We start from the raw sequence: 23,172 nt of genomic DNA on the forward strand, positions 1-23,172 counted from the left end.
GGGGGTACTTTCAGGTCGGTTCGGATTCAACCCCCCGTGTGAACGTCGCAAGCAACTGTGAGATCTGCGGCTCCAGCCCAGTCGAGGACGGCTGCGATCGCTGTGGACGACTCGTCTGTCCCGACCACTTCGACGAACGGACCGGCCTCTGTACGGCCTGTCTCGCGGAGTTCGGCGAGGACCCGTCGGTCGGGGACGGCCAGCGACGCCCCGACGGCGTCGACGAGTACCGCTTTTGAGCGGGGTCTCGCCCCCCGGCGGGATCGACGGGCTGGCGACCGTCTCCGGCGTCGGTTCCCGGCTTCAGCGCCGCCGACCGACGGATTCACACCGCTTTTGTCATAGGGGGATAAAACCGTGCGTATGTCGAATACGACGGTCGTAGAACTCCTCGAACGCAACGTACGACACGTCGAATCGCTCCCGGACAGCCACTTCGATACCGTCCAGGCCGAGCAACGCCCCGCCGTCGTCTCCGTCTCCTGTTCGGACTCCCGTGTCCCCCAGGAGGGGATGTGGGACGTCGACGAACCGGGGTGGCTCTTTACTGTGGCCAACATCGGCAACCAGGTTCGGGACCGATACGAGGGTGGCGACGTCCTCTGTGGGGACGTGCTCTATCCCATCCAGTGTACCGAAACGGACGTCGCCGCGGTCGTCGGACACACGGGGTGTGGAGCCGTCACCGCGGCGCTCCAGCGGGCCCAGTCCGGGGACTCGGGCTCGCTTTCCCCCGGCATCGAAAAGCGCGTCGAGTCGCTGATGCCGGTCGTCGAGGCGGGACTCGACGACGACCGGGTTACGGCGGACGGCGACGCCGGCCTCGTCGACCAGCTCGTCGAGTACAACGTCGACAGACAGGTGGAGTTCCTCCGTACCGACGGTGCCGTCCCCGACTCGGTGACCGTCGCCGGGTTCGTCTACGACTTTCAGGGCGTCTACGGCGATACGTACGGTCGGTGTTACCTCGTCAACCGCGACGGTGATACCGGGATCGAATCGCTCCGTGCCACCGTCCCGAAGCGGTTCGAAGAACACGTCCGGCGGCTGTTGAAATATAGTCAGTAGCGCACAGTCCGGTCCCCCGTTCGGTGACGGTGCCGTCGCTACGGGGCGGAAAAATAAGATTGTTCGAAAGCGATTCGTGTAGTCGGCGTTTACAGGCGGGTCAGGTTCGTCGCGCGGGGGCCTTTGTCGGCCTCCTCGATGTCGAACTCGACTTCCTGTCCTTCTTCGAGGTCCGGGCCGCCGACATCCTCCATGTGGAAGAAGACGTCCTCGTCCGCGTCCTCAGTGTCAATAAAGCCGTAACCGCCAGTGTCGTTGAAGAAATCAACCGTTCCGGTTGCCATCTCGTGAACGAAGTACAGCCATGTATATAATCCTTTCGAGACGCGTCCGGAACGGGGCGGTATACCTATTGTCGGTCCGACCGAGATCCGTCGTATGTCCCTGAACGAACTCCCGGAGCTCGACCCCGACCCGGACGCCGTCGAAACCGCGGAACTCGTCGTCGAGGACGACGTGCTCGTGAAGCTGTTCGCCCTCGGCCCCGGCGGATCGTTCGACCCCCACGTTCACGACGACTGCGAGAACGTCTTTCATTTGCTCGAAGGCGAGGTCGAGATCACACAGGCGGGGGCAACCGAGACCGTCACCGCGCCGGCCGTCGTCCACAACCCCCGAGGCGTCGAACACGGCGCCGAAAACGAGGGCGACGGGCGGGCGCTCTTGACCGCGAGCCTCTGTCCGCTGCCCTGAGACGGACCGCTGCCGTCGGCAACGTGTTCCGACCGCTCCGACGGGACCGTCGGCTGTCCGTCCCTTCCGGCTGAGACGCCGCTTCGGCGGGGATCTCACTCCTCCGTCGTCTCCCCCCGCCGGGCGAGGCCGGCGAGATGGGGCGCTTCCTCGACGATGATCGCCTCGGTCCCGAGCCGAACCGCGTTCTCGCTGCCGGGGAGACAAAAGACCGGTGCCCCGTTCGTGATGCCCGCCGTCGCGCGTGTCCCGACGACTTTGGTTCCGATCTCCTCCCTCGAGAGGCTCCGAAACAGCTCGCCGAAGCCCGGAAGACGCTTCCCGAAGAGCGGCTCGACTGCCTCGACCGTCACGTCGTCGGGGGTGACGCCGGTCCCGCCGGTCGTGACGACGCAGTCGGTATCCTCGCGTGTCGTGAGCCGGTCGACGGTCTCCTGTACCGTATCGAAGGAGTCGCGTATGACCTCCCGAATCGAGACTGTGTGGCCGGCATCGGCGACGATGTCGGCGATCGCGTTCCCCGAGGCGTCCTCGTCGACGCCGCGACTCGACGAGACCGTCACGATCCCGACGCCGAGTTCGGCGAGGTCGTGGCGGTGGTGCCCGTGGTCGTGGTCGTGGTCGTGGTCGTGGTCGTGGTCGTGGTCGTGGCCACCGTCGGTGGCTATCGGTTCGTCCATACAGACGTCACGGCGATGCGGAGCAAAAAAGGCCGGTTCGGCGCGGCCGTACACGTCGGACCCCACCCGGCCCGCATACACACGTCGGACCCCACCCGGCCCGCATACACACGTCGGACCCCACCTGGCCCCGCATACTGCTGGATCCCGCCCGGCCACGTACGCGTCGGTCCCCGCTCGGACTCCGCTAGTGTTTTGCATCCTCGGTACGCAACAGCGTACATGAAAGCCATCTATTATGAAGAACACGGCTCGGCGGACGTTCTCGAATACGGCGAATTCCCGGACCCGGAGATCGGCCCCGAGGAAGTCCTCGTCGAGATCGAGGCCGGCGGATTAAACCACCTCGACGTCTGGACCCGCAAGGGGATGCCGAGTCCCGAGGAAATGCCGCACATCCCGGGCAGCGACGGCGCGGGAGTCGTAAGCGAAGTCGGCGAGCGCGTCACCCGCTTCGAGGCGGGCGACCGCGTCCTCGTCGACCCCGGGCTCTACTGCGGTGAGTGTGAGTTCTGCCGAAAGGGCGAACAGTCGATGTGTGTCGATTACAAGATGATCGGCGAGCACGTCCGTGGCGTCCACAGCGAACTCGCCGCGGTTCCCGAGGACAACCTCCTCGAACTCCCCGAGGGGATCGACTTCGCGACGGCCGCCTCGGCCCCGCTCGTCTTCCAGACCGCCTGGCGAATGTTGATGACCCGCGTCGGGATCGACCAGGCCGACAGCGTCCTCGTGTTGGGGGCTTCCGGCGGCGTCGGCCACGCCTGCGTTCAGATCGCGGCCAACGAGGGCTGTGAGGTCTTCGCGACGGCTTCCTCCGAGGCGAAACTCGATCTCGCACGCGAGTGCGGCGCGGATCACCTCATAAACTACGAGGAGGACGACTTCGCCGACGCGGTCAAGGACCTGACCGACGGCCGTGGCGTCGACGTCGTCGTCGACCACGTCGGCGAGGCGACGTGGGATACCTCCCTCAGCGCGGCCGCAAGCGGCGGCAGCATCGTTACCTGTGGGGCGACGTCTGGGGTCTCCCCCGAGACGAACATCCCGAAGGTCTTCTGGAAGCAACTCGATATACTCGGCTCGACGATGGGGACACCCGGCGAGATGGACGACGTCATGGCGAAGGTGTTCGACGGCACGTTCGAACCCCACGTCCGCGAGGTGCTGCCGATGAGCGAGGTCCAACGCGCCCACGGGATGCTCGAATCCCGCGAAGGGTTCGGCTCCGTCGTCGTCGTTCCGGACGAGAAGTACGAGCCGGACGACGACGAGTGATGGCACACGGGAGCCACGGACACACCCACCGCGAGACGTCATGACAGACCACACGCGCGGCCCGACGTCGAATCGAGAGCAGGGTTCCGAACGGGACCCGACGACGGACGACTCGGACGTCGAGGCCGACGATCCGATGATGGTCCATCCCGACGAGGCCGACCGGACCTTCGATTGGCGTGGCTGGTCGCTCGTCGGGGCCGTCTTCGTCGCGTTCCTCGTCGTCCCCGGTTTTATTTACGTCTATCCGCGCATCCCTTCGAACGTCGGGCTGTCGTTTTGGGACGCCTACCTCGTCTTGCCGATGATCCCCGCGATCGTCCTCGGCACGCTCGCGGTGTGGGCGACGACCCGCCCGTAGATCGGTAACCGACCGCGGAACGCTTTTTTATACCCGCGTCGTCGCCTACGGTATGACTTCGACGGACGAGATCGCCGACTTCGCGGCCGACGTCGAGTACGGGCAGCTTCCGGACGGGGTCCGCGAGGCCGCAAAGCGTCGGCTTCTCGATACCGTCGGCGTCGGCCTCGGAACCCGCGAGGACCGAACGGTGGACGCCGCCCGACGGGGACTGATTTCGGACGGACCTTCGGACGCCGGAGGGTGTCGACTCTGGGGGACGTCCGAGAGCGCCCCGGCCCCGCGGGCGGCGATGGGCAACGGCATCGCGGTCGCTTCGGGGAACGGGCCGACGTTTCTGTCTCCGACGCCCGCTCCGGTCGGCGGATCGATCGGGGCGGCCGTGGCCGCGGCGGACGCCACCGGATCGACCGGTGAGACGGCCATCGCCGCGATCGCGGCTGCCCTCGAGGTCCACGGCGAGTGTGCGTGGAACGCGCCGCTCGACGGCTTCCATCCGGCGACGCACACGGCGGTCGCCGCGGCGGCCGGAGCGGGACGGGCGATGGGGCTCGATCCGGCAACGATGGCGGACGCCGTCGGCATCGCGGCGGCGCGGCTCGCACTCGACGCCGGCGACCGGGCCGATCCGGTCCCGACCGGGAACGCGGCGGCGGCAGCCATTCAGGCGTGTCGCCTCGCCGACGGCGGCGTCCCGGGGCCGGCCGCGTTCTCGGCGCCGAACGGCTGGCACGACCGCTTCGGGGCGTTCGATCTCGACTTCGACCCCGGGTGTGAACGCGTCCGTGACGCTGCCGTCCTCCCCTACGATGGACATCCGTACGAACAGCCGGCGATCGAGGCAGCGATCGGCCTCGCAAGCGAGACACCGATCGATCCGGCTGATATCGATGCGATCACCGTCGAGACGTTCGAGACAGCGGTTCCGGCGGTCGATCCCGAGCGGGTCGCGGCCGCCATCGTCGACCGCGAGCTGGCCGTCCACCGAGGAGCCCGGACCGACATCGAGCCGATCGCCGAGTCGGTGACGGTCACGGCCGATGCGGAACTGACGGCGCGGCGCGAACGGGGGCTGGTCCCCGCCCGCCTCACCGTCGAGTCCCGCGACGGAGCTACCTCGGAGACGGCCGTCGAGGGGTTCGAGGGGCACCCGGCGACGCCGGCGTCGTGGGGGACGGTCGAGGAGAAATTTCACGCGGCCGTCGAAGGCACGTACGACCGGGAGCGACGAGACGCGATCGTCGGAACGGTCCGGTCCTTCGAGGCCGAGAGCGCGGCCGAACTCGCCCGCCTGCTGAACTGACACCGCTGGCTGTCCCCAGTGCACGCGAGTCGCGACCCCGCGGTGTTCGGTCGCGACGGACAGCCGGCAGTGTGATACCAGCGGCTATACCGACGCGAAGAGAGCCGACCCGACGAGGGTCGATCGTGCCCACGGGGCGAGTGCCGTCGGTACGACCGCCCCGCCGTTGTCCGTGGGGGCGTCGATGCCGTTGTCCACGAGAAGCGACGGCGACATCGTCCCGAGAGGGGCGGCCGGCATTCACGCCGGCGGCTCGGAACTGTCCGACGACTCGACCGGGGAGGACACAACGAGTCCGGAGGTCCGAGCGTAGTACCGGAGCCTCGACCGGGGGATACCCGCCTGCCTGGCGGCTTCGGCTTCCGTCAGTTCCCCGCTGCAGTGCAACAGCACGGCCTGTCGGACCTTCGGGTCGTCCATGGTATCTGTCCTACCGTTGTGTTGAGGCGTATGTAAACCTTTCTCTCATACTACGGGTTGTTTGGGTTGTATATTCCCATAGAATATCCGGTATTGTGATTTCTATAGCGCTACTGTATACAGACGGAGAATACCGTCGGTGGCGCTCGAACGCTCCGACAACGCGAGCCGTTTCCCCGTGGTCCGACGCGTTGCGACCGTACCGCCGGCAGCATCACTCGAGCGAGAGGACGTCCGGCATCCGATCGAGTTCGGGGAGGACGTGTGCCGGTTTCGGATCGGGCGATCGATCGCCCGGTCCCTCCGGAACCCACACGGACCGGAGGCCGGCGGCGTTCGCCCCGGCGACGTCAGTCCGGAGTGAGTTTCCGACGTGATAGCTCCGCTCGGCGCGGGCCGACATCGCCGACAGCGCGGCGTCGAACGGCTCCGGACTCGGCTTTGCGGGGGCGTCGTAGCCGGCGTGGACGACGACGTCGAAGGCGTCGGCCAGCCCGAGTGCGTCGAGTTTCTGGGCCTGCATGCCCGGTGCGCCGTTGGTTACGACCCCGACGGGGACCTCCGACAGCGCCGAGAGCACGCGGTCGACGCCCGGAACCCGTTCGACGTTTCGGTGATCACGTTCGTCGGCGTAGGCCCGTGCGATCCGGCGGCCGTCTTCCGGGTCGTATCCCTTCTCCGCCGCGATCGTGGCGAAACATCGTTCGCGGAGGTCGACCATCGAGTCGCTGCCGTCGATGAACTCCGGATACCGGCCGTAGTATTCCTCGGAGGAGACGAACGGATCCAGCCCCGTCGACTCGAAGGCGGTCACGAGCAACGACGCCCCGGAGCGACGGTACCGACAGAGCGTGTCGTCGAGGTCGAAGAGGACTGCGTCGGGTTCCATGCGGACGGATTCGGGAGGAACAAATAAGTACCGTTCGGCGCGTTCGGGCCGGTTCGTACGGACTGTCGTCCTCGGCGAGCGTTGGCCCGGTCACGGCGGCGCGGCGTCTCATCCGCCGTCGGCGCGCGGCGTCTCATCCGCCGTCGGCGCGCGGCGTCTCATCCGCCGTCGGCGCGCGCGGACCGCACCCGCCGGACGCCCCGGTCGTCTCCCGACGGTCGGGGTCGAGCCGGGAGTTCGCGACCGCGGTTCGGACGCAGGTAGTGGGCGCTGTCGTCGGCCTCGACGGTCGTCCATTCGCCGCCAAAACGGCCGCGATACGGACACGAGACACGGAACAGCGTCCCGTTGGCAACGGATCGATCAGGGGGTGTCACCTCCGCCGATGGCGTCTGAAACATATGAGTGGAATAGCTCCGTATTCGTTCTTTGATCGTCGAGTAGCCGTGGTCCGCCGGGGACATCCCCGGAGGGAGCCGATGCCGAGACCGGATGAGCGATCGAGCTACCGGTGTCGGTTCAAAAACGCGCCGAGCCGGGAGAGCCCTTCGTCGAGCTCTACCGCCGGAAGCCCGAAGCCGATCCGGACCCACTCCGGACGGCCGAAGGCCTCCCCCGGAGCGAGGACGACCGACTCCTCGGCGAGGAGGCTCCGGCAGAACGAGTCCCCACCGGCGAAGCCGTCGGGGACGTCCAAGAAGGCGTTGACGCCGCAGTCGGGGGCGGACCACCCGAGCCCGTGCTCTCCGAGGAACGTCTCGACCACGGCGCGGTTCTCGGCGGCGTGTTTGCGGTTCTCCGAAAGGATCTCCTCGCGTCGGTCGAACGCCTGCTCGGCGACGTGGTGGCCGAAGGCGGGCGGGGAGATCGTCGTGTAGTCCTTCCAGTTCTCTGTGGCGGCCACGACCGCCCGCGGGCCACAGAGCCACCCGAACCGGAGGCCGGCGAGCCCGAACGCCTTCGAGACGCCGCCGGTCGAGACCCCGTAGCGACCGAAGCTTGCGACCGGCGCGATCGGCTCCGGCGCGAGAAGCCGATACACCTCGTCACAGAGCAGGTAGGTGCCGTTGTCCGCACAGCGTTCGTAGACCGCCCGCATCGTCGCCTCGTCGTGATACCGGCCGGTCGGGTTGTTCGGATTGACGACGACGACGAGGTCGGTCTCGGACCGTAACGCCCCCCCGACCGCGTCGGGGTCGAGCCTCCAGTCGGGCTCCGAAAGCGGGACCCGCGTCACGTCGCCGAGCGCCCCGGCGAGGCCGGGAAACGAGCCGTACGTCGGCGTCACGACGACGGCGTGCTCGTCGAGAAGCGAGAGCATCGCGAGAAGGTTCGCCTCCTGGGTTCCACAGGTGAGGACCGTCTCCTCGCCGTCCCGTCCGTGGTGGGCTCCGATCTCGGCTCGAAACCCGGGGTCGCCCGCCGTGGGAACGACGTAGCCCAACTCGCCGGGGTCGGTGTCGAAGCGGTCCGCCGAGAGCGGTCGGACACCGCTTTCGGCCAGCATCACGTCGGCGTCGGCCTCGACCTCGGCGAACCACCGTTCGAGCTCGAAGGGGGCGATCTGCATACCCGTCGCTCGGGGGCGGCGGACATAGGGGTTGTCGTCGCTCCCTCCCGTCCGGGCGCGTCGTCACTGATTCAGCGTGTGGAGGGCCGTCCCCGCCGCGTTCGCGGCCGCCTCCGCGACCGCCTCCGACAACGTCGGGTGAACGTGTATCGTCGCGGCGAGGTCGCCGAGGCGTGCGCCCATCTCGATCGCCAATCCGACCTCGGCGACGAGCTCGGAGGCCCGAGGGGAGACGATCCGAGCGCCGAGGATGAACCCCGTCTCGGCGTCGGCGACGATGCGGACGAACCCCGTCTCGGCACCGAGCGTGAGCGCCCGCCCGGAGGCGCCCATCGACATCTCACCGGTGACGGGATCGAATCCCTCGGCCTCTGCGTCCTCGGCGTTCAGCCCGACGGTTCCGATCTCGGGGTCCGTAAACACCGCCGCCGGGATCGCCCGGTGGTCGAGCCGCGCGGGCTCCCCGGCGACGACCTCCGCGGCGACGTGACCCTCTCGGTAGGCTTTGTGCGCCAGCATCGGCTCGCCCGCCACGTCGCCGACGGCGTGGACGTGGTCGACGGCGGTCCGTGTCGCGTCGTCGGTTTCGAGAAAGCCCTGTTCGGTCGGGTCGAGTCCGACGGCCTCGACGCCGCAGGTGTCCGCGGCCGGCTCCCGGCCGACGGCGACGAGGACGCGGTCGGCGGTATAGGTGTTCGTCTCGCCGTCCTCGGCGTCGGCCGTGACGCGGGCAGCGTCCCCGGTCTCCGTCCACTCCTGGGCCGCCTCGCCGAAGCGAAAGTCGATCCCGATTTCCTCGGCACGTTCGCGGACGACGCGCGTGACGTCGTCGCCGTATCCCGGGAGGACGTCCCCGAGCATCTCGAGGACGGTCACGTCGCTGCCCAACTTCGCGAACGTCGTCGATAGCTCCATGCCGACGTAGCCCCCGCCGACGACGAGAAGCGAGTCCGGCAGCGATTCGAGCGAGAGGGCGTCGCTCGACGCGAGGATCCGCTCGCCGTCGAAGGCCAGCCCCGGGACCTCGATCGGTCGGCTGCCGGTGGCGACGACGGCGTGTTCGAACTCGATCGATTCGCTGCCCTGGCCTTCCCCCCTGTGGGCGACGCGGGCGGTATGGCCGTCGACGAACTCGGCGTGGCCCTCGATGAGGTTGACACCGTTGGCCGTACAGAGCGTCTCGACGCCCTCCGTCAGCCGTTCGACGATGCCATCCTTCCAGCCGACGAGCCCCTGCATGTCGACGTCCGCGCGCGCGTAAAGCCCCATCGTTTCCGCACCCTCGACCTCGTGGGCCAGATCGCTCACGTGAATGAGCGCCTTCGACGGGATACACCCCTCGTTCAGGCAGGTACCGCCGTAGGCATCGGCCTCGACGAGCGTCACGTCGAGGCCGAGTTGGCCCCCTCGGATCGCGGCCGCGTAGCCGCCGGGGCCGCCGCCGATCACCAACAGTTCGGTTCCGGTCGAGATGTCTCCGACGACCATGCGTTGTCGATCACACGGCGCCGGGACTTAAAAACGCCGAGGGAGGCGATCACGGGTGGGGGGACTCACCCGCGGAGCGCGCTCGATCCGGAGCGAATCACGCTTTTGATTCCGCCGACAGTTCGCGCATGACGCTGAATCCGTCGAGTTCGACCGTAATTCGTTCGGCGATCGTGACGAACACCTCGTGGTGGTCGCCGCCGGGATCGATCCGGGTTCGGCTCTCGATGAGGCCGGCCTGCCGGAGCGTGTTGAGTCGACGATAGACGGTCGGTAGCGAGTAGCCGGTCAGGTTCGCCACCTCGCGTGCGCTCTTGACCTCGCCGTTGAGTACGCTACAACAGCGCCGGGCCTTCTCGTCGCCGAGGGCGTCGAGGACGTCGTTTGCGGTGTCGTCGGACGCCCGCACCAGCGCGCGTTCGACGGTCTCGAACAGTTCTTTCTTGTCGACCGGCTTGAGGACGTACTCGTCGAAGGGGAGTTCGACCATCCCCTCGTCGGGTTCGACCGCGGTCACCATCACGACCGGGCAGTCGTGGCCCGCCTCTCTGAGCGTCTCGAGGACTTCGTCGCCGGAGACGCCCGACATCCGGCGGTCGAGCAGTACCAGATCGATCGAGCCATCGAACGTTGAGAGGGCCTCTCGACCGCCATAAGCGGTTCTAACGTCGTATCTGTCGTCGAACCACGCCTGGTAGATGTCGACGAGTCCCCGCTCGTCGTCGACGGCCAAGATCGTTTCGTTCCCGGTCGGCATCGAGTACTTGTATCTTATGGCCGCCTGATATAATGGTTTGGAAGACGGCCGAGTGAACCGAACGACGTCGACGGGGGGAACACGACGCGGACCGTCTCATACGAACTGTCGTCGTACTGCCGGCGATACCGATTTCAGGGGATCGCGTCCCGGCGACCACGCCGTGAACGTATCGCTGACAGCATCGGCTTCCGGCGAGTGCCGGTCCGGGCTGGCGCTCGCCGGTCACGTGGTACGCCGATCCGTCTCAGTCGCCGAACGGCCCCATGCCGCCGAGGCCACCGCCGCCGCCGCCGCCGCCACCGCCCATCTGTTTCATCATCCGTTGCATGTCGCCCTCGCCCATCCCCTGGAACTGCTTCATCATCTGGCTCATCATCTTGTGTTGTTCGAGCAGCTCCCGGACGGTTTCTTCGTCCTTGCCGGAGCCACGGGCGATCCGTTCGATCTGGCTCTGACCGATCGCGCGTGGGTGTTCGAGTTCGGCCTCGGTCATCGAGTCCATGATCACCTCGAAATCCCGAAGCCGATCCTGGGTCATGTCCATCGCGTCCTCGGGGAGTTGGTCTTTGATCCCGCCGCCGAGGCCGGGGATCATATCGAGCACTTGATCGAGCGGACCCATCCGGTTCATCGCGTTCATCTGGTTGCGCATGTCCTTGAGAGTGAACTCCCCTTTCATGAGGTCCTCGGGGTCCCAGTCTTCCTCTTCTTGGGTCTCCGCCATCGCACGCTCGACGCGTTCGGAGAGCTGTTTGAGGTCGCCCATCCCGAGCAGCCGGGAGATGAACCCCGAGGGCTCGAAGCGCTCGATGTCCTTGACTTCCTCGCCGGTACCGAGGAAGGCGATCGAGGAGTCGGTCTGGTCGACCGCCGCGAGGGCACCACCGCCCTTCGCCGTCCCGTCGAGTTTCGTGATCACGACGCCGTCGATGCCGACCGCATCGTGGAAGCGCTCGGCTTGATCTTTCGCCCCCTGACCGATCGCAGCGTCGAGGACGAGCAGGTTCCGGTCGGGATCGGCGACGGACTCGATCTCTTCGAGTTCGTCGATGAGCGCCTCTTCGAGGGCGTGTCGCCCCGCCGTGTCGACGATGTGGACGTCGGCCTCGGCGGTCTCTTCGAGGCCCGTCCGGGCGATATCGACGGGATCGTCGTTGTCGGGGTCGCCGTAGAACGCGACCTCCGCGCGCTCGCACATCTCCTTTGCCTGTTCGTAGGCACCGGGGCGGAACGTGTCGGTCTGGATCACGGCGGGCCGGAGGCCCTTCTTCGAGAACCACCACGCCATCTTCGCCGCGGTGGTCGTCTTCCCCGATCCCTGGAGTCCCGCGAGCACGATCGTCTGCTCTTCGAGCGGCAGGTCCGTCGACTCGCCGACCAACTCGACCATCTCCTCGTAGACGATCTTGAGGACGTGATCGCGCGCGGTCGTTCCGGCCGGCGGCTCCTCCTCTAGGGCCCGCCCGCGGATCGAGTCCGACAGCTCCATGACGAGGTCGACGTCGACGTCGGCCGACAACAGGGATCGCTGGATCTCCTTTACGATCTCCTCGACGTCCGCCTCGCTGAGGGTCGTCTTGCCCTGTAGTTTGTCGAGCGTTCCCCGGAGGGAACTGCCCAAGTCGTCGAGTACCATTTGGCGTTCGTAGACGGTCCAGACTAAAGGCTTTGTTCGTCCCGGGCCGGCCGCCCCCCGACGGCTGTCTCCGATCGGTCAACAGCGCCCCGGAACGGGTAGATTTATCCGCGCGGGAACGTTCCCATCCGGTATGGCTAGCTTCGAGGAAGCAGAAGAGCGCATTCTCGACAAGATGATCTGTATGCGCTGTAACGCCCGAAACCCGAAACGAGCGGATAGCTGCCGGAAGTGCGGCTACAAGAAACTCCGCCCGAAGGCGAAGGAACGACGCGCGGCCTGATCCGACCGGACGACCGTTTTTATTACCACCCGGTCGCCGGGTACTCGACAGTCCGGTAATCGTCGGGTTTGTGACGGCCCCACGCGTAACCGCAGAACATGATCGAATACGACGGCCTGGAGCTTTCCTGGCTCGGACACGCCACGGTACGATTGGACGGCGGGGGGACGACTGTCTACGTCGATCCGGGCCGATACGGTGTTCTGGACGACTACGAGGGCGGCGACGGCGACGTCGTCTGCGTGACGCACGGACAACATTACGACACGGACGGGATCCGGACCGTTGCCGACGCCGACGCGACGGTCGTCGCCTTCGAAGGGATCAATACCCACCGGATCGACCGCGACGTCGAACGGTTTGCCGACCTGCCCTACGACGTCCGAACCGTCGATGCCGAGGCCGACATCGCGGTCGGCGACGCGATCGTTCGGACGACCGCGGCGTTCAACGACCCCGACGGGCCACACGTCCGGCCGGACGGACGCCCCTACCACCCGGAGGGCCGCGGATGCGGGTTCCACGTCACCGTGGATGGGGTCTCGGCGTACTGTCCCGGCGATACGGACGTACTCGACGGCCACGAACACCTCTCCGTCGACGTGCTCTGCCCGCCGATCGGAGGCACGTGTACGATGGATCGCCACGGGGCCGCAGCCCTCGCGGCGTCGCTCGATCCCGCTCTCGTCGTTCCGATCCACTACGACACCGTCGACGCGATCGACGCGGACGCCGAGGCGTTCGCCGCCGACCTCGAAGAACGCGGGATCGAGACCCGCCTCGATGGGTGACATCGCGGGCTGCGGCGGTTCCGACACCACGGACCGTCAACGTTCCCGATGCCGTGGTTGACACTGGCTGACAAGGATTTATATGGGATGGGCCCCGAAACTGCGTATGGTAGAAACCAACACACCATACGAATACGGCGACATCGACATCGAAGCGCTCGGCGAGGACCCACCGCACGAACAACAGCACGGATCCGACATGGTCATCGTCGACGGATCGACGATGAGCTACAGGCGCTACGCCGACCCCGAAACGGAGTGAGCCGGGCCGGCCGCGCGCCGGCCCCACCCCGGTCGCCGCCGACGGCTGGGGCGGATCCGCTTCGTTACCGACTCGCCGACCTTTTATACGGCGTCGCGCGCTTGGCGGGGCCGTGACTCCCGCCCGCCGTATCGTCCGTAGCGTCACTGAAAGCCCCGTCCGACGTCCTCGTCGAGGAGGTCGTCGAGTTCGGCCGAGAGGAGTTCCTCGGCCCCCTCGAACGTCTCCGAGAGGGCATCGAGTCCGTCCGGGCGGCCGTACATGTCGTACTCCATCGGCCCGAACGCCGGACTATTGAGGGCGTCCATGACGTCCTCGAACAGCGCGTCGCCGGTCGTCGGGGCGTCGGCGTGCGTCTCGAGGACGGCCTCGAGGCGTTTGGCACGCGTCTCGGCGTCATCGGCGTCCTCGATCCCCCGGTTGACACCGAAGCGCCCCGCGCTGTCGGCTTCCGGGAACAGCGGCTCGAGTTCGTCGTCGATCCGCCGGGCGACCCGCGAGCCGACGCCGCGTACGTCGTAGGGGTTCTTTGCGAACGTCTTCAACTGGAAGACGCCGACCGAGGGGTGGCCGATGAACATGTCCTCGCCGACGCCGCCGTGGCGGTCGCCGGCGACGGCCCGCCAACCGCTCGATTCGGCGTCCGATTCCACGACGTCTTCGAGGATGTCCTGCCAGTCGCGGACGCGCATACCGGGACAATCGACAGAGGACGAAAAGAACCTATCGGCTCGGTCGGTCGCGGCGAGTCGGACCGCTCGTTCCCCTGACCGACAGCGTTTTTCCCCGGAGGGCGCACGATCAGATGTGAACGTGCGTGGTCCGGTCCTCGAGGTCAGCCAGCCCCGAACCGTCGAGACGAGCCACGGGACGGGAGAGCTCGTGGAACTGACGCTGCGCCCCGACCGCGGCGCGGCCGAGCCAGTCGGGGTGACGCTCTGGGGCAAGTGGACGGAGACCGCAGCCCACGTCGACCCCGGCATGGAACTGCTCGTGACGGCGGTCGACGAGCGTACCTTCGACGGTGAAACGCGCTACTCGACGACGGGGGAATCCGCTGTCGTCGTCGAGCCGGACTTTCTGGTCGACGTAACGGACGTCCGTGGCTGGGTCCAGTGCCCGCGGATCTACTACCTGAACAAACTCACCGGCCTCCCGCTGAAATACCCGGTCGTCAAGGGAACCGTCGTCCACGAGGTGTTCGGCGACTTGCTTCGGGGCCGGGACATCGACGACAGCATCGCCGAACGGGTCGCGGAGACGGCACTCGACATCGGACTGCTCGGGGAGACCGCCGACGGCGTCGCCGACGACGTCAGACAGAACGCGGCCGCCATCGAGGGGTGGCTCCAGCAGGGCCGCTTCGGCGAGGATTCTTGGCGCTCCGAACAGACGCTCATCTCCGAACGGTTCGGGATCAAAGGCCGGGCCGACGCGGTTCGTCGGGGGAGTCCGGTCGAGTTGAAGACCGGCAAGAATCTCAAACGGGATCCGCGGTTTCAAGACAAGGTGCAGGCGACCTGTTATGCCCTGCTTTTGGCCGACGACATCGCGGACGCCCCCGATACGGGGACGCTCCTGTACACGAAAAACACCGCGTTGGATCGCGCCGACGCCTCCGGCGACCTCTCGCCGGCCAAGGAGTTCTCGATCGGTCCCGGCTTCTTGAAGTACGTCCTGCGGGTTCGAAACGAGATCGCCGCCGCGGAGTACGACCGCTCCGTCCCCACCGGCTTGTCGGCCGGGGCGAAATGTGAGTACTGTTTCGAACGGGATACGTGTATGGTCGTCGCCGGACGGCTCGACCAGGAGTCGAAAGCCGGCCAACTCGGCGAGCCGCTGCCCGAAGCGGAGCGGGCGTACTTCGAGCGGTTCTACCGCGCGATCGAGGACGAACGCCGGGAGGTACACGCCGAGTACCGCAAACTCTGGGAGCAATCCGCCGAGGAGCGCGCCGACGACGATCGTGCGTTGATCGAACTTGAACCGATCGGACGGGAGCCGGTCTCGGGCGGTCGCTGGGAGCTTCGGGCCCGCCGGACGGCCGACGACGTCTCGAAACTCCGGGAGGGCGATCGCGTGCTCGCGAGTGACGGCCACCCGACACGGGGAACCGCCGAACTCGCGACCATCACCGACCTCGGCGAGGAAGTCGTCGTCGTCGCCGACGAGCCGATCGAGCTGTGCCGGCTCGATCAGTACCCCTCCGAGATCGGCGTCGACCGCCAGCTGACCGCGCTCCACGACGCGATCCTGCAGGGCGACGCCGATCGCAAGGACGTCTTCTTCGGTCGGCGTGACCCGGAATTTTCGGGGGCACACCGGACCTACGTCGACAACAACGACGCACAAAACGACGCGGTGAACGCCGCGGTCCGGGCCGACGACGTCGCGTTGATTCACGGCCCGCCCGGGACCGGCAAGACCTATACGCTCGCCCACGCGGTCCGAGCCCTCGTCGACCGGGGCGAGCGGGTATTGCTCTCGGCGTTCACGAACCGCGCCGTCGACAACGCGATCGAGGCGCTCGAAGCGCAGGGCTTTAGCGACGTGTTACGGTGGGGTTCGGAGACCGGCGTCCGCGACGACATGGAAAAATACCGGCTCGAACGGAGCGGTGACCCCGAGGAGCGCGCGGCAACGCTCTCGGCGGCGAGCGTGATCGCCGCTACGACCGCGGCGTGTGGCTCTCGGGCTCTCAAGTCCCAGTCGTTCGACGTCGCGGTCATCGACGAGGCGGGGCAACTCACCGAGCCGGGCACGTTCTTGGCGACGACGCTCGCGGACCGGTTCGTCCTCGTCGGCGACCACCGACAGCTTCCGCCGGTCGTACGGGCCGAAAACAACCTCCAACGGTCGCTCTTCGAGCGCCTCATCGAGCAGTCGCCGGACGCCGCGGTCATGCTCGACCGCCAGTACCGGATGAGCCAGCGGATCCAGTACCTCTCGAGCGAGGAGTTCTACGACGGGAAGCTACGACCGGCCGACGCCGAGGTGGCCGCCCGGCGGCTCGACGATCTGGCAGGCGTCGACCCGGGGGCCCTCCCGCCGGCGCTCTCGGACAGCGTCTCGTTCGTCGATCCCGGCGGGACCGCAAGCGGCAACACGAACCCCACGGAAGCGGACCGCGTCGTCGAGATCGTCGAGTCGTTTCTCGCCGCGGGCGTCCATCCGGATGACGTCGGCGTCATCGCCCCGTTCCGGGCCCAGGTGGCCGAGATCTCTCGCCGCCTCCGGGCCCCAGGGGTCGCCGTCGACACGGTCGATCGGTTCCAGGGCTCCTCGAAGGAGGTCATCGTCATCTCCTTCAGCGCGACCGGCGAGCTGTCGAGCCCGATCTTCGAGGACCATCGTCGGGTCAACGTCGCGTTGACGCGGGCCAAACGGGCGCTCGTTCTCGTGGGTGATCGGACGGCCCTCGGGAGCGATCCATTTTATACGCGAATGCTGGAGTGGGCGGAGTGAAAAACGGCCGTATGGACGCGGTGGGGCCGGGCGGAATCGGGTGGTCGGACACCATCCACAGCGGTAAGTCCCCGGCCCTCCCAGATCGGGTATGGACGCCGAAGAAACCGTCCGGACCTACTACGACGCCCTCCGGGCCGGCGACGCGCTCGCCCCCTTTTTCGCCCGTGACGAGACGACGGTGAAGTTCGGTATCGGCGAGAAGCTCTACGGGTTCGCCGAGATCGAAGCCGGCCTCGACGCACAGACCGAGACGACCGACGAGTGGGTCGTCGACAGCGACTCGCTCCGCGTCACCGAACGCGACGATCACGCGTGGTTCTCTGACGAGGTCGATATGGCCTGGACCCACCTCCGGTCGGGAACCCGCTATGCGTTCGAGACCAGATGGAGCGGGACGCTCGAACGCAGACCGGGGGCCGAACCGGCGGAGGCTCCCCCCGGGACGCCCTGGCGGTTCGTGGCGATGCACGTTTCGGCCCCCGGGGGGACCGAGTAGTGGTCGATCCCATCTCGAATACGGACCGCGCGCGGACGCTCCGGTGGATGAAACTCGGGACGGTCCTGCTCGTGGGGCTGTCCTCGGGGCTCATCTCGATACAGGGCGACGCCTCGCTCGAACTCGTCGGCGGATCGGTCCTGACCGGACTGCTCGTCGGGGCCACGCTGGTGTGGTATCTGTTCCCGGCCGCGGACGCCATCGCCCCGGCCGATCGGCGACGCGGCGGACCGTAGTCCCCGACCGATTCAACTCGCACCCTCACCACCCAGAGTGGGTCGTCGTCGTCGCTTCAGACGAGTCGTCGACCTCATCCCGGCCCGGTGGCTTTCCGTGCCCCCTGCGGCGGGGTGCTCCCGGAGAGATCGGAGACACACCGACGGCAAAACCGGAACTGCGGATCGTTCGGCGTGCCACAGACCGGGCAGTGAACCGTCTCTTCCGGGTCGGCGTCGGCGTTCCCGTCATCGCCACCGTCGACGCTCTCGGAGGGGCCCGACGGATCGGGTGACACCTCGCGTATCCCCCCAGCGCCCCCCGAGGTCGAGTCCGATAGCGACCGGTAGAGATACACCGCGATCGCGGTGTGGACGACGACCACGAAGAGCGTGACGGCAGCGATCGTGACGAAGTCAGCCATACCCAACCTGGGGATACACGCCGGCGGTATTTATACTACCGCCCGTCCGTGATCGGTTCGGGGATCCGGTCGGCGTCCTACTCGACCCGCCGGAGCCACGCCTCGGGGTCGTCCAACTCCTCGTCGGTCGGCAGGTTCTCGGGGCGCTCCCAGACGGCGGCGGCACCGGTGACGCCGCGTTCGTCGGCGACGACGTCGAAAAACGCCTTCCCGCGCTCGTACTGTCGGCGCTTCCGCCCGAAGCCGAGTACCCGTCGGAGGAGCGCCGAGATCGGCCCGACGTCCTGTCGCTTCGCGTCGAGCTTCTCGCGGAGGTCGGTGTACTCCTCGTCGAAGGCCCGATCCATGACGAGTTCGGCGTACCCCTCGACGGCGGTCATGGTCACGTCGATGTCGGCGAGCGTCTCGCGGTCGAAGCGACCGGTAGCGAGTTCGGAGACCGCGGTCTCCATGCCCGATTCGAGACGCTCCGTGAGCCAGGGGGCCGCGTCGAACTCCGCGGCGTGGGCGACCTCGTGGAACGCGATCCACCGGCGGAACCGATCGAGGTCGGCGTCGAGGGCGTCGGCCACCTTGACGACGTTCGGGTGGACGAAATAGAGACGGTGCTCGTCGTCCCCGAGCAAAGCGGGATCGTACTGGCCGAGGACGTTGTTCGCGAGAAAGCCGAGCGTGAGGGCCATCGTCCCCGTGTTCGCCGCCCGGGCGATCGACGGGACGACCATCGCCTGCCCTTCGAGGGGGATGAGCAGTCGCCTGAACGTCTCGACGTTCGCGTCGATCCAGTGGTGTCGGTGCTGGATTTCGACGGCTTTCGGGAGGTCGAACTCGATGCCCGAGGCGGCCCGGATCTCCGATCTCGCGTCGGCGACGTCGGCGGCGTACCCCTCGCGGTCGGCCTCGGACAGCGACAGGTCGCCCGAGGCGGTCCCGGCACGGGCCGCGGTACCGACAGCGGTCCAATCGACCGGACTGTCGCCCTCCGATCCCGCGACGGCGCGGGCGGCACGGAAGAGATTCACAGTACGTCTAGCCGATCGGGCATCAAAGACCTTCCGGGAGTCGCTCCCGAGGCCGTGAGACGCCGGTGGCGGCCTACGATCCGGCGTCGAATCCGTCCTCCGTCGCCCCGTCACCACCGAGAACCCGCTTCCGGGCGAGGTAGGCGACGGCGAGCAAGAATCCCAACCCGACGAGGACGGCGAGGATCGGTCCCCGCTTCGAGGACGTGTCCGCCGCGGTGGTGGGCGCCGGAGGTACCCCGTCCGCGTCGACGTCCTTCTCACCGTAGCTGTAGGGGGCGTTCGCGGTCAAATCCGAGTCCTCGAAGTGGAGTTCGAAGAGCGTGAAATCTGCCATGTGGGGGGTTCGCCACGGAGGGATTTATACCGACCGGCGAGATCCCACACGGCGAGGAGTACCGACCGGCGAGATCCCACACGGCGAGGAGTACCGACCGGCGAGAGCACGCCGGGCGTGGCGGCCGCTCCGTCCGACGGTATAAGACGCGGGGCGCCGTAGCCCCGGTATGGACGAGACACGGCGATCGTTCCTGGAAGGGCTGCTCTCGCTATCGACGCCGTCGGGCTTCGAGACCGACGGGCAGCGCAGGTGGCTGGCGTACGTCGAGGAGTACGCCGACGAGACGCGAACCGACGCCTACGGAAACGCGGTCGCGATCTACGAGGGCGATCCCGACGCCCCCAGCATCGCCGTCGCCGGCCACGGTGACGAGATCGGACTGATGGTTCGGGCGATCACCGACGACGGCTTCTTGAAGCTCTCGCGGATCGGCGGCTCGGATCGGACCGTCACCCGCGGCCAGCGCGTCACCGTCTACACCGACGACGGCCCGGTTTCCGGCGTCATCGGGCAGGTGGCCATCCACCTCCGGGATACCGGGGACGAGGGATACGACGATATCGCCGAACAGCACGTCGACGTCGGCGTCGCGGACGGTGACGACGCCGCGGCGCTCGTCGACGTCGGCGACCCGGTGACGCTCGAGACGCCGATCACCGAACTAGCCGACGGGCGGCTCGCAGCACGGGGAATGGACAACCGCGTCGGGATCTGGACGGCGGCCGAGGCGTTCCGTCGGGCGGTCGAGGCCGATCCGGACGGGACGGTCTACGCGGTCTCGACGGTCCAAGAGGAGGTCGGCCTCCAGGGCGCGCGGATGGTCGGCTTCGAGTTGGATCCCGACGCGGTCGTCGCCGTCGACGTGACTCACGCGACGGATCACCCGGACTCGCCGGGCGACGTGGGCAGCGACGTCGAGTTGGGCGGTGGGCCGGTCGTCGCCCGTGGGAGCGCGAACCACCCGGCGCTCGTCGGGGCCGTCCGGGACGTCGGTGATGACGCGGGAATCGATTACCAACTCGCGGCGGCGGGGAGTCGGACCGGGACCGACGCCGACGCTTTTTATACGGCCAGCGGCGGGACGCCCGCGCTCAACCTCGGGATCCCGAACCGGTACATGCACACCCCCGTCGAAGTCGTCGATCCCACCGACCTCAACGCCGCGGCGGATCTGCTCGCCGACACCGCGATCCGCGCCGGGGAGTTCGCGCCGTTTGATACCGGAGTATAACCGCACCAACGACGGCCTCGGCCGACCACACGCTTCGCGCACCCTCCTCCGGCCGACCACACGCCGAGCCGAAACCCCCCTCCGTATCACGAAGGCGAGTCGACGTTGTCGATCCGTTCGAGCGCCTCCGCAGCCACCGAACCGTAGGAAGACCCCTCACCGTAGACCAGGACCGACGCGACCCGCGTCATCGTTCGTCGGTCGAACCAGAACCGATAATGCGCCGCGACACAATCACTACACGTTCAGACGCATGATCGGCTCTATTCTCCGTGTGGACGTGTTGTTGTTGTTTCTCGCGATCGGGCTGCTCGGCGGTGCCCACTGTATCGGTATGTGCGGTCCGCTCGTGACGATGTACTCCGAACGGATGAACCCGCGACCCGACGGCGGGGCGACCGCTGCCCGTCGGGGGCGAGAAAGCCATCTCACCACGTACGAGGTGCGACAGCACGCGCTTTTCAACGTCGGCCGGGCGACGAGCTATACGCTTTTGGGTGCGGCCTTCGGCGCGCTGGGCGGCTTCGTCTTCTTGACGACCGAGCAACTGACTGCGGTCGCGGATCTCGTCCGTGGAAGTATCGGGATCGTGATCGGCGTATTCATCATCGCCGCCGGGGTGAAGTATCTGCTCGGCGGGGCGGCCGGGATCAACATCCCGGGTGTCGGGCGGGCGACGAACTGGCTCGCCGTCCGGATACAGGGGCTCGTCAACAGCCCCGGCATCGTCGGTCTCGGCGCGCTCCACGGGCTGCTCCCGTGTCCGATACTGTATCCTGCCTACCTGTTCGCGTTCGCCACCGGATCGGCGGTCTCGGGCGGCATCGCGCTGGCGGCGCTGGGGATCGGGACGATCCCGGCGGTGTTCGCCTACGGCACGCTCATCGAGTCGGTCGATGCGGTCCACAGACAACGCCTGCACCGACTGCTCGGCGTCGTGTTCGTCATCCTCGGGTACATCCTGTTGGCACACGGGCTGATGGCCGTCGGGATCCATCTCCCCCACCCGTCTCTCCCCCACTACCAGCCGCTCGGCGGAGGAATGGCTCACTAGCCGTATGATCGTCGATCACGCACGTCCATCCGACATCTCGACGCACCAATGACCCCCGAATCCACCGCCGTTTTCGCGTGGCTCAGCCCGCAGTTAGCCCCGGTGTTGATGGGGTTGATCATCCTCGCTGGTGCCGGGACCGGACTCCTGTTCCTCGCGGCGGTGATCGCGTACCGCCGTCGGCGAACGCCACGGTACCTGCTCATCACGGGCGTCCTCGGTGCCTTGCTCGTCCGCTCTCTCGTCGGCACCGCGACCGTGTTCGGATTGATCCCGATGGTCCTACACCACCTCGTCAGTCACGGACTCGATCTTCTCATCGCCGCCGCGTTGCTCTATTTGATCTATCGGGGCGGCTGATCGGTGGCCACCGCCCCGCGAGGGCCGACGGGCCTCGCGCGCCGCGTACGATCGGCTGTATGCGAAAAAATACTGCACCGGGTGGTACGATATTCGAGACAGGACCGACGGTATCAAGCCGACGTGTCGATCCCGTTGATCGTAGTGAACCCGTACGCACAGTTCGTACAGTGCCACTTCTTTTTCACGCCGAGGTGGATCCGCATGCTCGCCGCCTTGTAGAACTCCGTCGAATCACAGTCGGGGCAGTCGGTTTCGAGCGAGAGGCTCATGTGAGGCGGTACGGTCGGGGGGGCATTGTACTTTTCCCGTTCGGCTCCTGGCGGTGGGCCTCGCCCGCCCCGTACGAGACTGGCAGCCGTTATCGACCGGCTCTGATGCCGACGAAGGATCCCTCGCCGTACCCCTCTTCGACCGGCTCGGTCCCGTCTATGTCATCGAGCCAGCGGTAGATGGTCTGGACGAACTCGAACTCGGAGAACCCGGCGGCTTCGAGCGCGTCGAGGAGTTCGTCGGTCGAGACGAACGTCGCGTCCCTGTAGAACGGGTTCTCGTCTTTGTGTTCTTTATATATCTCCCCGACCGGGCTGTCCTCGTCGATGTACCCGACCATGAGACGCCCGGACCGTGAGAGGACCCGGTTGGCCTCGGCTAGCGCCCGCGCGAGGTCGTCGACGAAACAGACCGTCGTCACCATCAACGCGGTGTCGAAGGTCCCGTCCCGGAACGGGAGCGATTCCGCGACACCCCTGACCACGTCGACGTCCCGCTCGCGGGCGCGTTCGAGCATCGCCTCGGCCGGGTCGATCCCGACGTCGATCCCGAGCGGCGCGGCGAACCGCCCGCTTCCGACCCCGATCTCCACCCCGCGCCCGGTCGCCGGCACGAGGCGATCCAGCGCCGCCAGTTCGGACCGGTAGGCGTCGTCGTGCTCTTCGAACCACTCCTCGTATCGCTCTGTGTGTTCTTCGAACGGCGCTGTCTTCGACATATCCGATCATAGAGCACCCGACGGTACCAACGTTGGGGTGGTGCGAGCGGGGGCGGCTTGCGGGGCCGCCCCGGGACGCGAGGATACG

30 protein-coding genes are annotated in these 23,172 nt (G+C 67.2%); 15 read left to right on the top strand and 15 right to left on the bottom strand.

Annotation, left to right across the window (positions count from 1 at the left end):
• The first annotated feature begins 38 nt into the window (after nucleotides 1–38).
• The gene (locus HZR14_RS08970) at nucleotides 39–239 is read left to right on the top strand and encodes a hypothetical protein (RefSeq protein WP_181692529.1); all 201 of its coding nucleotides are present in this window, start codon (nucleotides 39–41) and stop codon (nucleotides 237–239) included.
• A 124-nt stretch (nucleotides 240–363) separates the two neighbouring features.
• The gene (locus tag HZR14_RS08975) at nucleotides 364–1,068 is read left to right on the top strand and encodes a carbonic anhydrase (protein ID WP_181692530.1); all 705 of its coding nucleotides are present in this window, start codon (nucleotides 364–366) and stop codon (nucleotides 1,066–1,068) included.
• Between the two features lie 89 nt (nucleotides 1,069–1,157).
• Here the strand turns inward: HZR14_RS08975 and HZR14_RS08980 are convergent, their stop codons facing one another.
• Nucleotides 1,158–1,352: a cold-shock protein gene (locus tag HZR14_RS08980; protein WP_015408520.1), complete on the bottom strand. Its 195-nt coding sequence runs from the start codon at nucleotides 1,350–1,352 to the stop codon at nucleotides 1,158–1,160.
• 94 nt (nucleotides 1,353–1,446) lie between these two features.
• On the opposite strand from HZR14_RS08980, the gene HZR14_RS08985 reads away from it, so the two are divergent.
• Nucleotides 1,447–1,761, top strand: a complete 315-nt coding sequence (locus HZR14_RS08985; RefSeq protein WP_181692531.1) for a cupin domain-containing protein — start codon at nucleotides 1,447–1,449, stop codon at nucleotides 1,759–1,761.
• A 95-nt stretch (nucleotides 1,762–1,856) separates the two neighbouring features.
• Here HZR14_RS08985 and HZR14_RS08990 read toward each other — a convergent pair whose 3' ends face one another.
• Nucleotides 1,857–2,441, bottom strand: a complete 585-nt coding sequence (locus tag HZR14_RS08990) for a MogA/MoaB family molybdenum cofactor biosynthesis protein (RefSeq protein ID WP_181692532.1) — start codon at nucleotides 2,439–2,441, stop codon at nucleotides 1,857–1,859.
• Nucleotides 2,442–2,663: 222 nt separating this feature from the next.
• Here HZR14_RS08990 and HZR14_RS08995 point away from each other — a divergent pair, with 222 nt between their 5' ends.
• Genes HZR14_RS08995 through HZR14_RS09005 form a run of 3 tightly spaced genes read left to right on the top strand, consistent with a single transcriptional unit; the run spans nucleotide 2,664 to nucleotide 5,383 of the window.
• Nucleotides 2,664–3,719 (top strand): zinc-binding dehydrogenase, encoded by a 1,056-nt coding sequence (locus HZR14_RS08995; protein ID WP_181692533.1) that lies wholly within the window; start codon nucleotides 2,664–2,666, stop codon nucleotides 3,717–3,719.
• Nucleotides 3,720–3,759: 40 nt separating this feature from the next.
• Nucleotides 3,760–4,080 carry a DUF7977 family protein gene (locus tag HZR14_RS09000; RefSeq protein WP_181692534.1) on the top strand — a complete coding sequence of 107 codons (321 nt, stop codon included), beginning with the start codon at nucleotides 3,760–3,762 and terminating at the stop codon, nucleotides 4,078–4,080.
• A gap of 52 nt (nucleotides 4,081–4,132) precedes the next feature.
• A complete protein-coding gene (locus HZR14_RS09005) occupies nucleotides 4,133–5,383 on the top strand; it encodes an MmgE/PrpD family protein (protein WP_181692535.1) in 1,251 nt (416 codons plus the stop codon).
• An 84-nt stretch (nucleotides 5,384–5,467) separates the two neighbouring features.
• Here the strand turns inward: HZR14_RS09005 and HZR14_RS14215 are convergent, their stop codons facing one another.
• The 7 genes from HZR14_RS14215 to HZR14_RS09035 form a co-directional block, all read right to left on the bottom strand.
• Complete coding sequence (locus tag HZR14_RS14215; RefSeq protein ID WP_220132507.1) at nucleotides 5,468–5,623, bottom strand: hypothetical protein; 156 nt, start codon at nucleotides 5,621–5,623, stop codon at nucleotides 5,468–5,470.
• Entirely contained in the window at nucleotides 5,624–5,803 is a 180-nt protein-coding gene (locus HZR14_RS09010; RefSeq protein WP_181692536.1) for a hypothetical protein, read from the bottom strand.
• Nucleotides 5,804–6,017: 214 nt separating this feature from the next.
• Nucleotides 6,018–6,692, bottom strand: a complete 675-nt coding sequence (locus tag HZR14_RS09015; RefSeq protein WP_181692537.1) for an HAD family hydrolase — start codon at nucleotides 6,690–6,692, stop codon at nucleotides 6,018–6,020.
• Nucleotides 6,693–7,197: 505 nt separating this feature from the next.
• Entirely contained in the window at nucleotides 7,198–8,262 is a 1,065-nt protein-coding gene (locus tag HZR14_RS09020) for a pyridoxal phosphate-dependent aminotransferase (protein WP_181692538.1), read from the bottom strand.
• Nucleotides 8,263–8,325: 63 nt separating this feature from the next.
• Complete coding sequence (lpdA, locus tag HZR14_RS09025) at nucleotides 8,326–9,750, bottom strand: dihydrolipoyl dehydrogenase (protein WP_181692539.1); 1,425 nt, start codon at nucleotides 9,748–9,750, stop codon at nucleotides 8,326–8,328.
• Between the two features lie 97 nt (nucleotides 9,751–9,847).
• Complete coding sequence (locus tag HZR14_RS09030) at nucleotides 9,848–10,507, bottom strand: response regulator transcription factor (protein WP_181692540.1); 660 nt, start codon at nucleotides 10,505–10,507, stop codon at nucleotides 9,848–9,850.
• A 247-nt stretch (nucleotides 10,508–10,754) separates the two neighbouring features.
• Nucleotides 10,755–12,146, bottom strand: coding sequence for a signal recognition particle protein Srp54 (locus HZR14_RS09035; RefSeq protein WP_181692541.1), 1,392 nt, complete (start codon nucleotides 12,144–12,146; stop codon nucleotides 10,755–10,757).
• A 133-nt stretch (nucleotides 12,147–12,279) separates the two neighbouring features.
• Between HZR14_RS09035 and HZR14_RS09040 the strand changes: the two genes are divergently transcribed.
• The 3 genes from HZR14_RS09040 (at nucleotide 12,280) to HZR14_RS09050 (ending at nucleotide 13,482) form a co-directional block, all read left to right on the top strand.
• A complete protein-coding gene (locus tag HZR14_RS09040; RefSeq protein ID WP_011321777.1) occupies nucleotides 12,280–12,429 on the top strand; it encodes a 50S ribosomal protein L40e in 150 nt (49 codons plus the stop codon).
• A gap of 98 nt (nucleotides 12,430–12,527) precedes the next feature.
• Nucleotides 12,528–13,220 (top strand): MBL fold metallo-hydrolase, encoded by a 693-nt coding sequence (locus HZR14_RS09045; RefSeq protein ID WP_181692542.1) that lies wholly within the window; start codon nucleotides 12,528–12,530, stop codon nucleotides 13,218–13,220.
• Nucleotides 13,221–13,326: 106 nt separating this feature from the next.
• Nucleotides 13,327–13,482 carry a hypothetical protein gene (locus tag HZR14_RS09050; RefSeq protein ID WP_181692543.1) on the top strand — a complete coding sequence of 52 codons (156 nt, stop codon included), beginning with the start codon at nucleotides 13,327–13,329 and terminating at the stop codon, nucleotides 13,480–13,482.
• Nucleotides 13,483–13,625: 143 nt separating this feature from the next.
• Here the strand turns inward: HZR14_RS09050 and HZR14_RS09055 are convergent, their stop codons facing one another.
• On the bottom strand, nucleotides 13,626–14,174 hold the full coding sequence (locus HZR14_RS09055; protein WP_181692544.1) for a hypothetical protein: 549 nt from the start codon (nucleotides 14,172–14,174) through the stop codon (nucleotides 13,626–13,628).
• 115 nt (nucleotides 14,175–14,289) lie between these two features.
• Here HZR14_RS09055 and HZR14_RS09060 point away from each other — a divergent pair, with 115 nt between their 5' ends.
• The 3 genes from HZR14_RS09060 (at nucleotide 14,290) to HZR14_RS09070 (ending at nucleotide 17,682) form a co-directional block, all read left to right on the top strand.
• Entirely contained in the window at nucleotides 14,290–16,947 is a 2,658-nt protein-coding gene (locus HZR14_RS09060; RefSeq protein ID WP_181692545.1) for an AAA domain-containing protein, read from the top strand.
• A 91-nt stretch (nucleotides 16,948–17,038) separates the two neighbouring features.
• Nucleotides 17,039–17,446 carry a nuclear transport factor 2 family protein gene (locus HZR14_RS09065; protein ID WP_181692546.1) on the top strand — a complete coding sequence of 136 codons (408 nt, stop codon included), beginning with the start codon at nucleotides 17,039–17,041 and terminating at the stop codon, nucleotides 17,444–17,446.
• A complete protein-coding gene (locus HZR14_RS09070; protein ID WP_181692547.1) occupies nucleotides 17,446–17,682 on the top strand; it encodes a DUF8527 family protein in 237 nt (78 codons plus the stop codon). Before HZR14_RS09065 ends, HZR14_RS09070 begins: the two co-directional genes overlap by 1 nt.
• A 74-nt stretch (nucleotides 17,683–17,756) precedes the next feature.
• Here the strand turns inward: HZR14_RS09070 and HZR14_RS09075 are convergent, their stop codons facing one another.
• From HZR14_RS09075 to HZR14_RS09085, 3 genes are all read right to left on the bottom strand, one after another.
• Nucleotides 17,757–18,086: a zinc ribbon domain-containing protein gene (locus tag HZR14_RS09075; protein WP_181692548.1), complete on the bottom strand. Its 330-nt coding sequence runs from the start codon at nucleotides 18,084–18,086 to the stop codon at nucleotides 17,757–17,759.
• 77 nt (nucleotides 18,087–18,163) lie between these two features.
• A complete protein-coding gene (locus HZR14_RS09080; protein ID WP_181692549.1) occupies nucleotides 18,164–19,108 on the bottom strand; it encodes a zinc-dependent metalloprotease in 945 nt (314 codons plus the stop codon).
• A gap of 73 nt (nucleotides 19,109–19,181) precedes the next feature.
• The gene (locus tag HZR14_RS09085) at nucleotides 19,182–19,445 is read right to left on the bottom strand and encodes a hypothetical protein (RefSeq protein WP_181692550.1); all 264 of its coding nucleotides are present in this window, start codon (nucleotides 19,443–19,445) and stop codon (nucleotides 19,182–19,184) included.
• 169 nt (nucleotides 19,446–19,614) lie between these two features.
• On the opposite strand from HZR14_RS09085, the gene HZR14_RS09090 reads away from it, so the two are divergent.
• The 3 genes from HZR14_RS09090 (at nucleotide 19,615) to HZR14_RS09100 (ending at nucleotide 22,093) form a co-directional block, all read left to right on the top strand.
• A complete protein-coding gene (locus HZR14_RS09090; RefSeq protein ID WP_181692551.1) occupies nucleotides 19,615–20,679 on the top strand; it encodes a M20/M25/M40 family metallo-hydrolase in 1,065 nt (354 codons plus the stop codon).
• A 253-nt stretch (nucleotides 20,680–20,932) separates the two neighbouring features.
• The gene (locus tag HZR14_RS09095; protein WP_181692552.1) at nucleotides 20,933–21,733 is read left to right on the top strand and encodes a sulfite exporter TauE/SafE family protein; all 801 of its coding nucleotides are present in this window, start codon (nucleotides 20,933–20,935) and stop codon (nucleotides 21,731–21,733) included.
• A gap of 48 nt (nucleotides 21,734–21,781) precedes the next feature.
• Nucleotides 21,782–22,093 (top strand): DUF7471 family protein, encoded by a 312-nt coding sequence (locus HZR14_RS09100; RefSeq protein WP_181692553.1) that lies wholly within the window; start codon nucleotides 21,782–21,784, stop codon nucleotides 22,091–22,093.
• Between the two features lie 113 nt (nucleotides 22,094–22,206).
• On the opposite strand, the gene HZR14_RS09105 is transcribed toward HZR14_RS09100, so the two are convergent.
• The gene (locus HZR14_RS09105; RefSeq protein ID WP_181692554.1) at nucleotides 22,207–22,365 is read right to left on the bottom strand and encodes a DUF7838 family putative zinc beta-ribbon protein; all 159 of its coding nucleotides are present in this window, start codon (nucleotides 22,363–22,365) and stop codon (nucleotides 22,207–22,209) included.
• Nucleotides 22,366–22,454: 89 nt separating this feature from the next.
• Nucleotides 22,455–23,084: a class I SAM-dependent methyltransferase gene (locus tag HZR14_RS09110; protein ID WP_181692555.1), complete on the bottom strand. Its 630-nt coding sequence runs from the start codon at nucleotides 23,082–23,084 to the stop codon at nucleotides 22,455–22,457.
• Between the last annotated feature and the right edge of the window lie 88 nt (nucleotides 23,085–23,172).

Source organism: Natronomonas salinimetallica, from assembly GCF_013839515.1.
In the GTDB taxonomy this organism is placed as follows: domain Archaea; phylum Halobacteriota; class Halobacteria; order Halobacteriales; family Haloarculaceae; genus Natronomonas.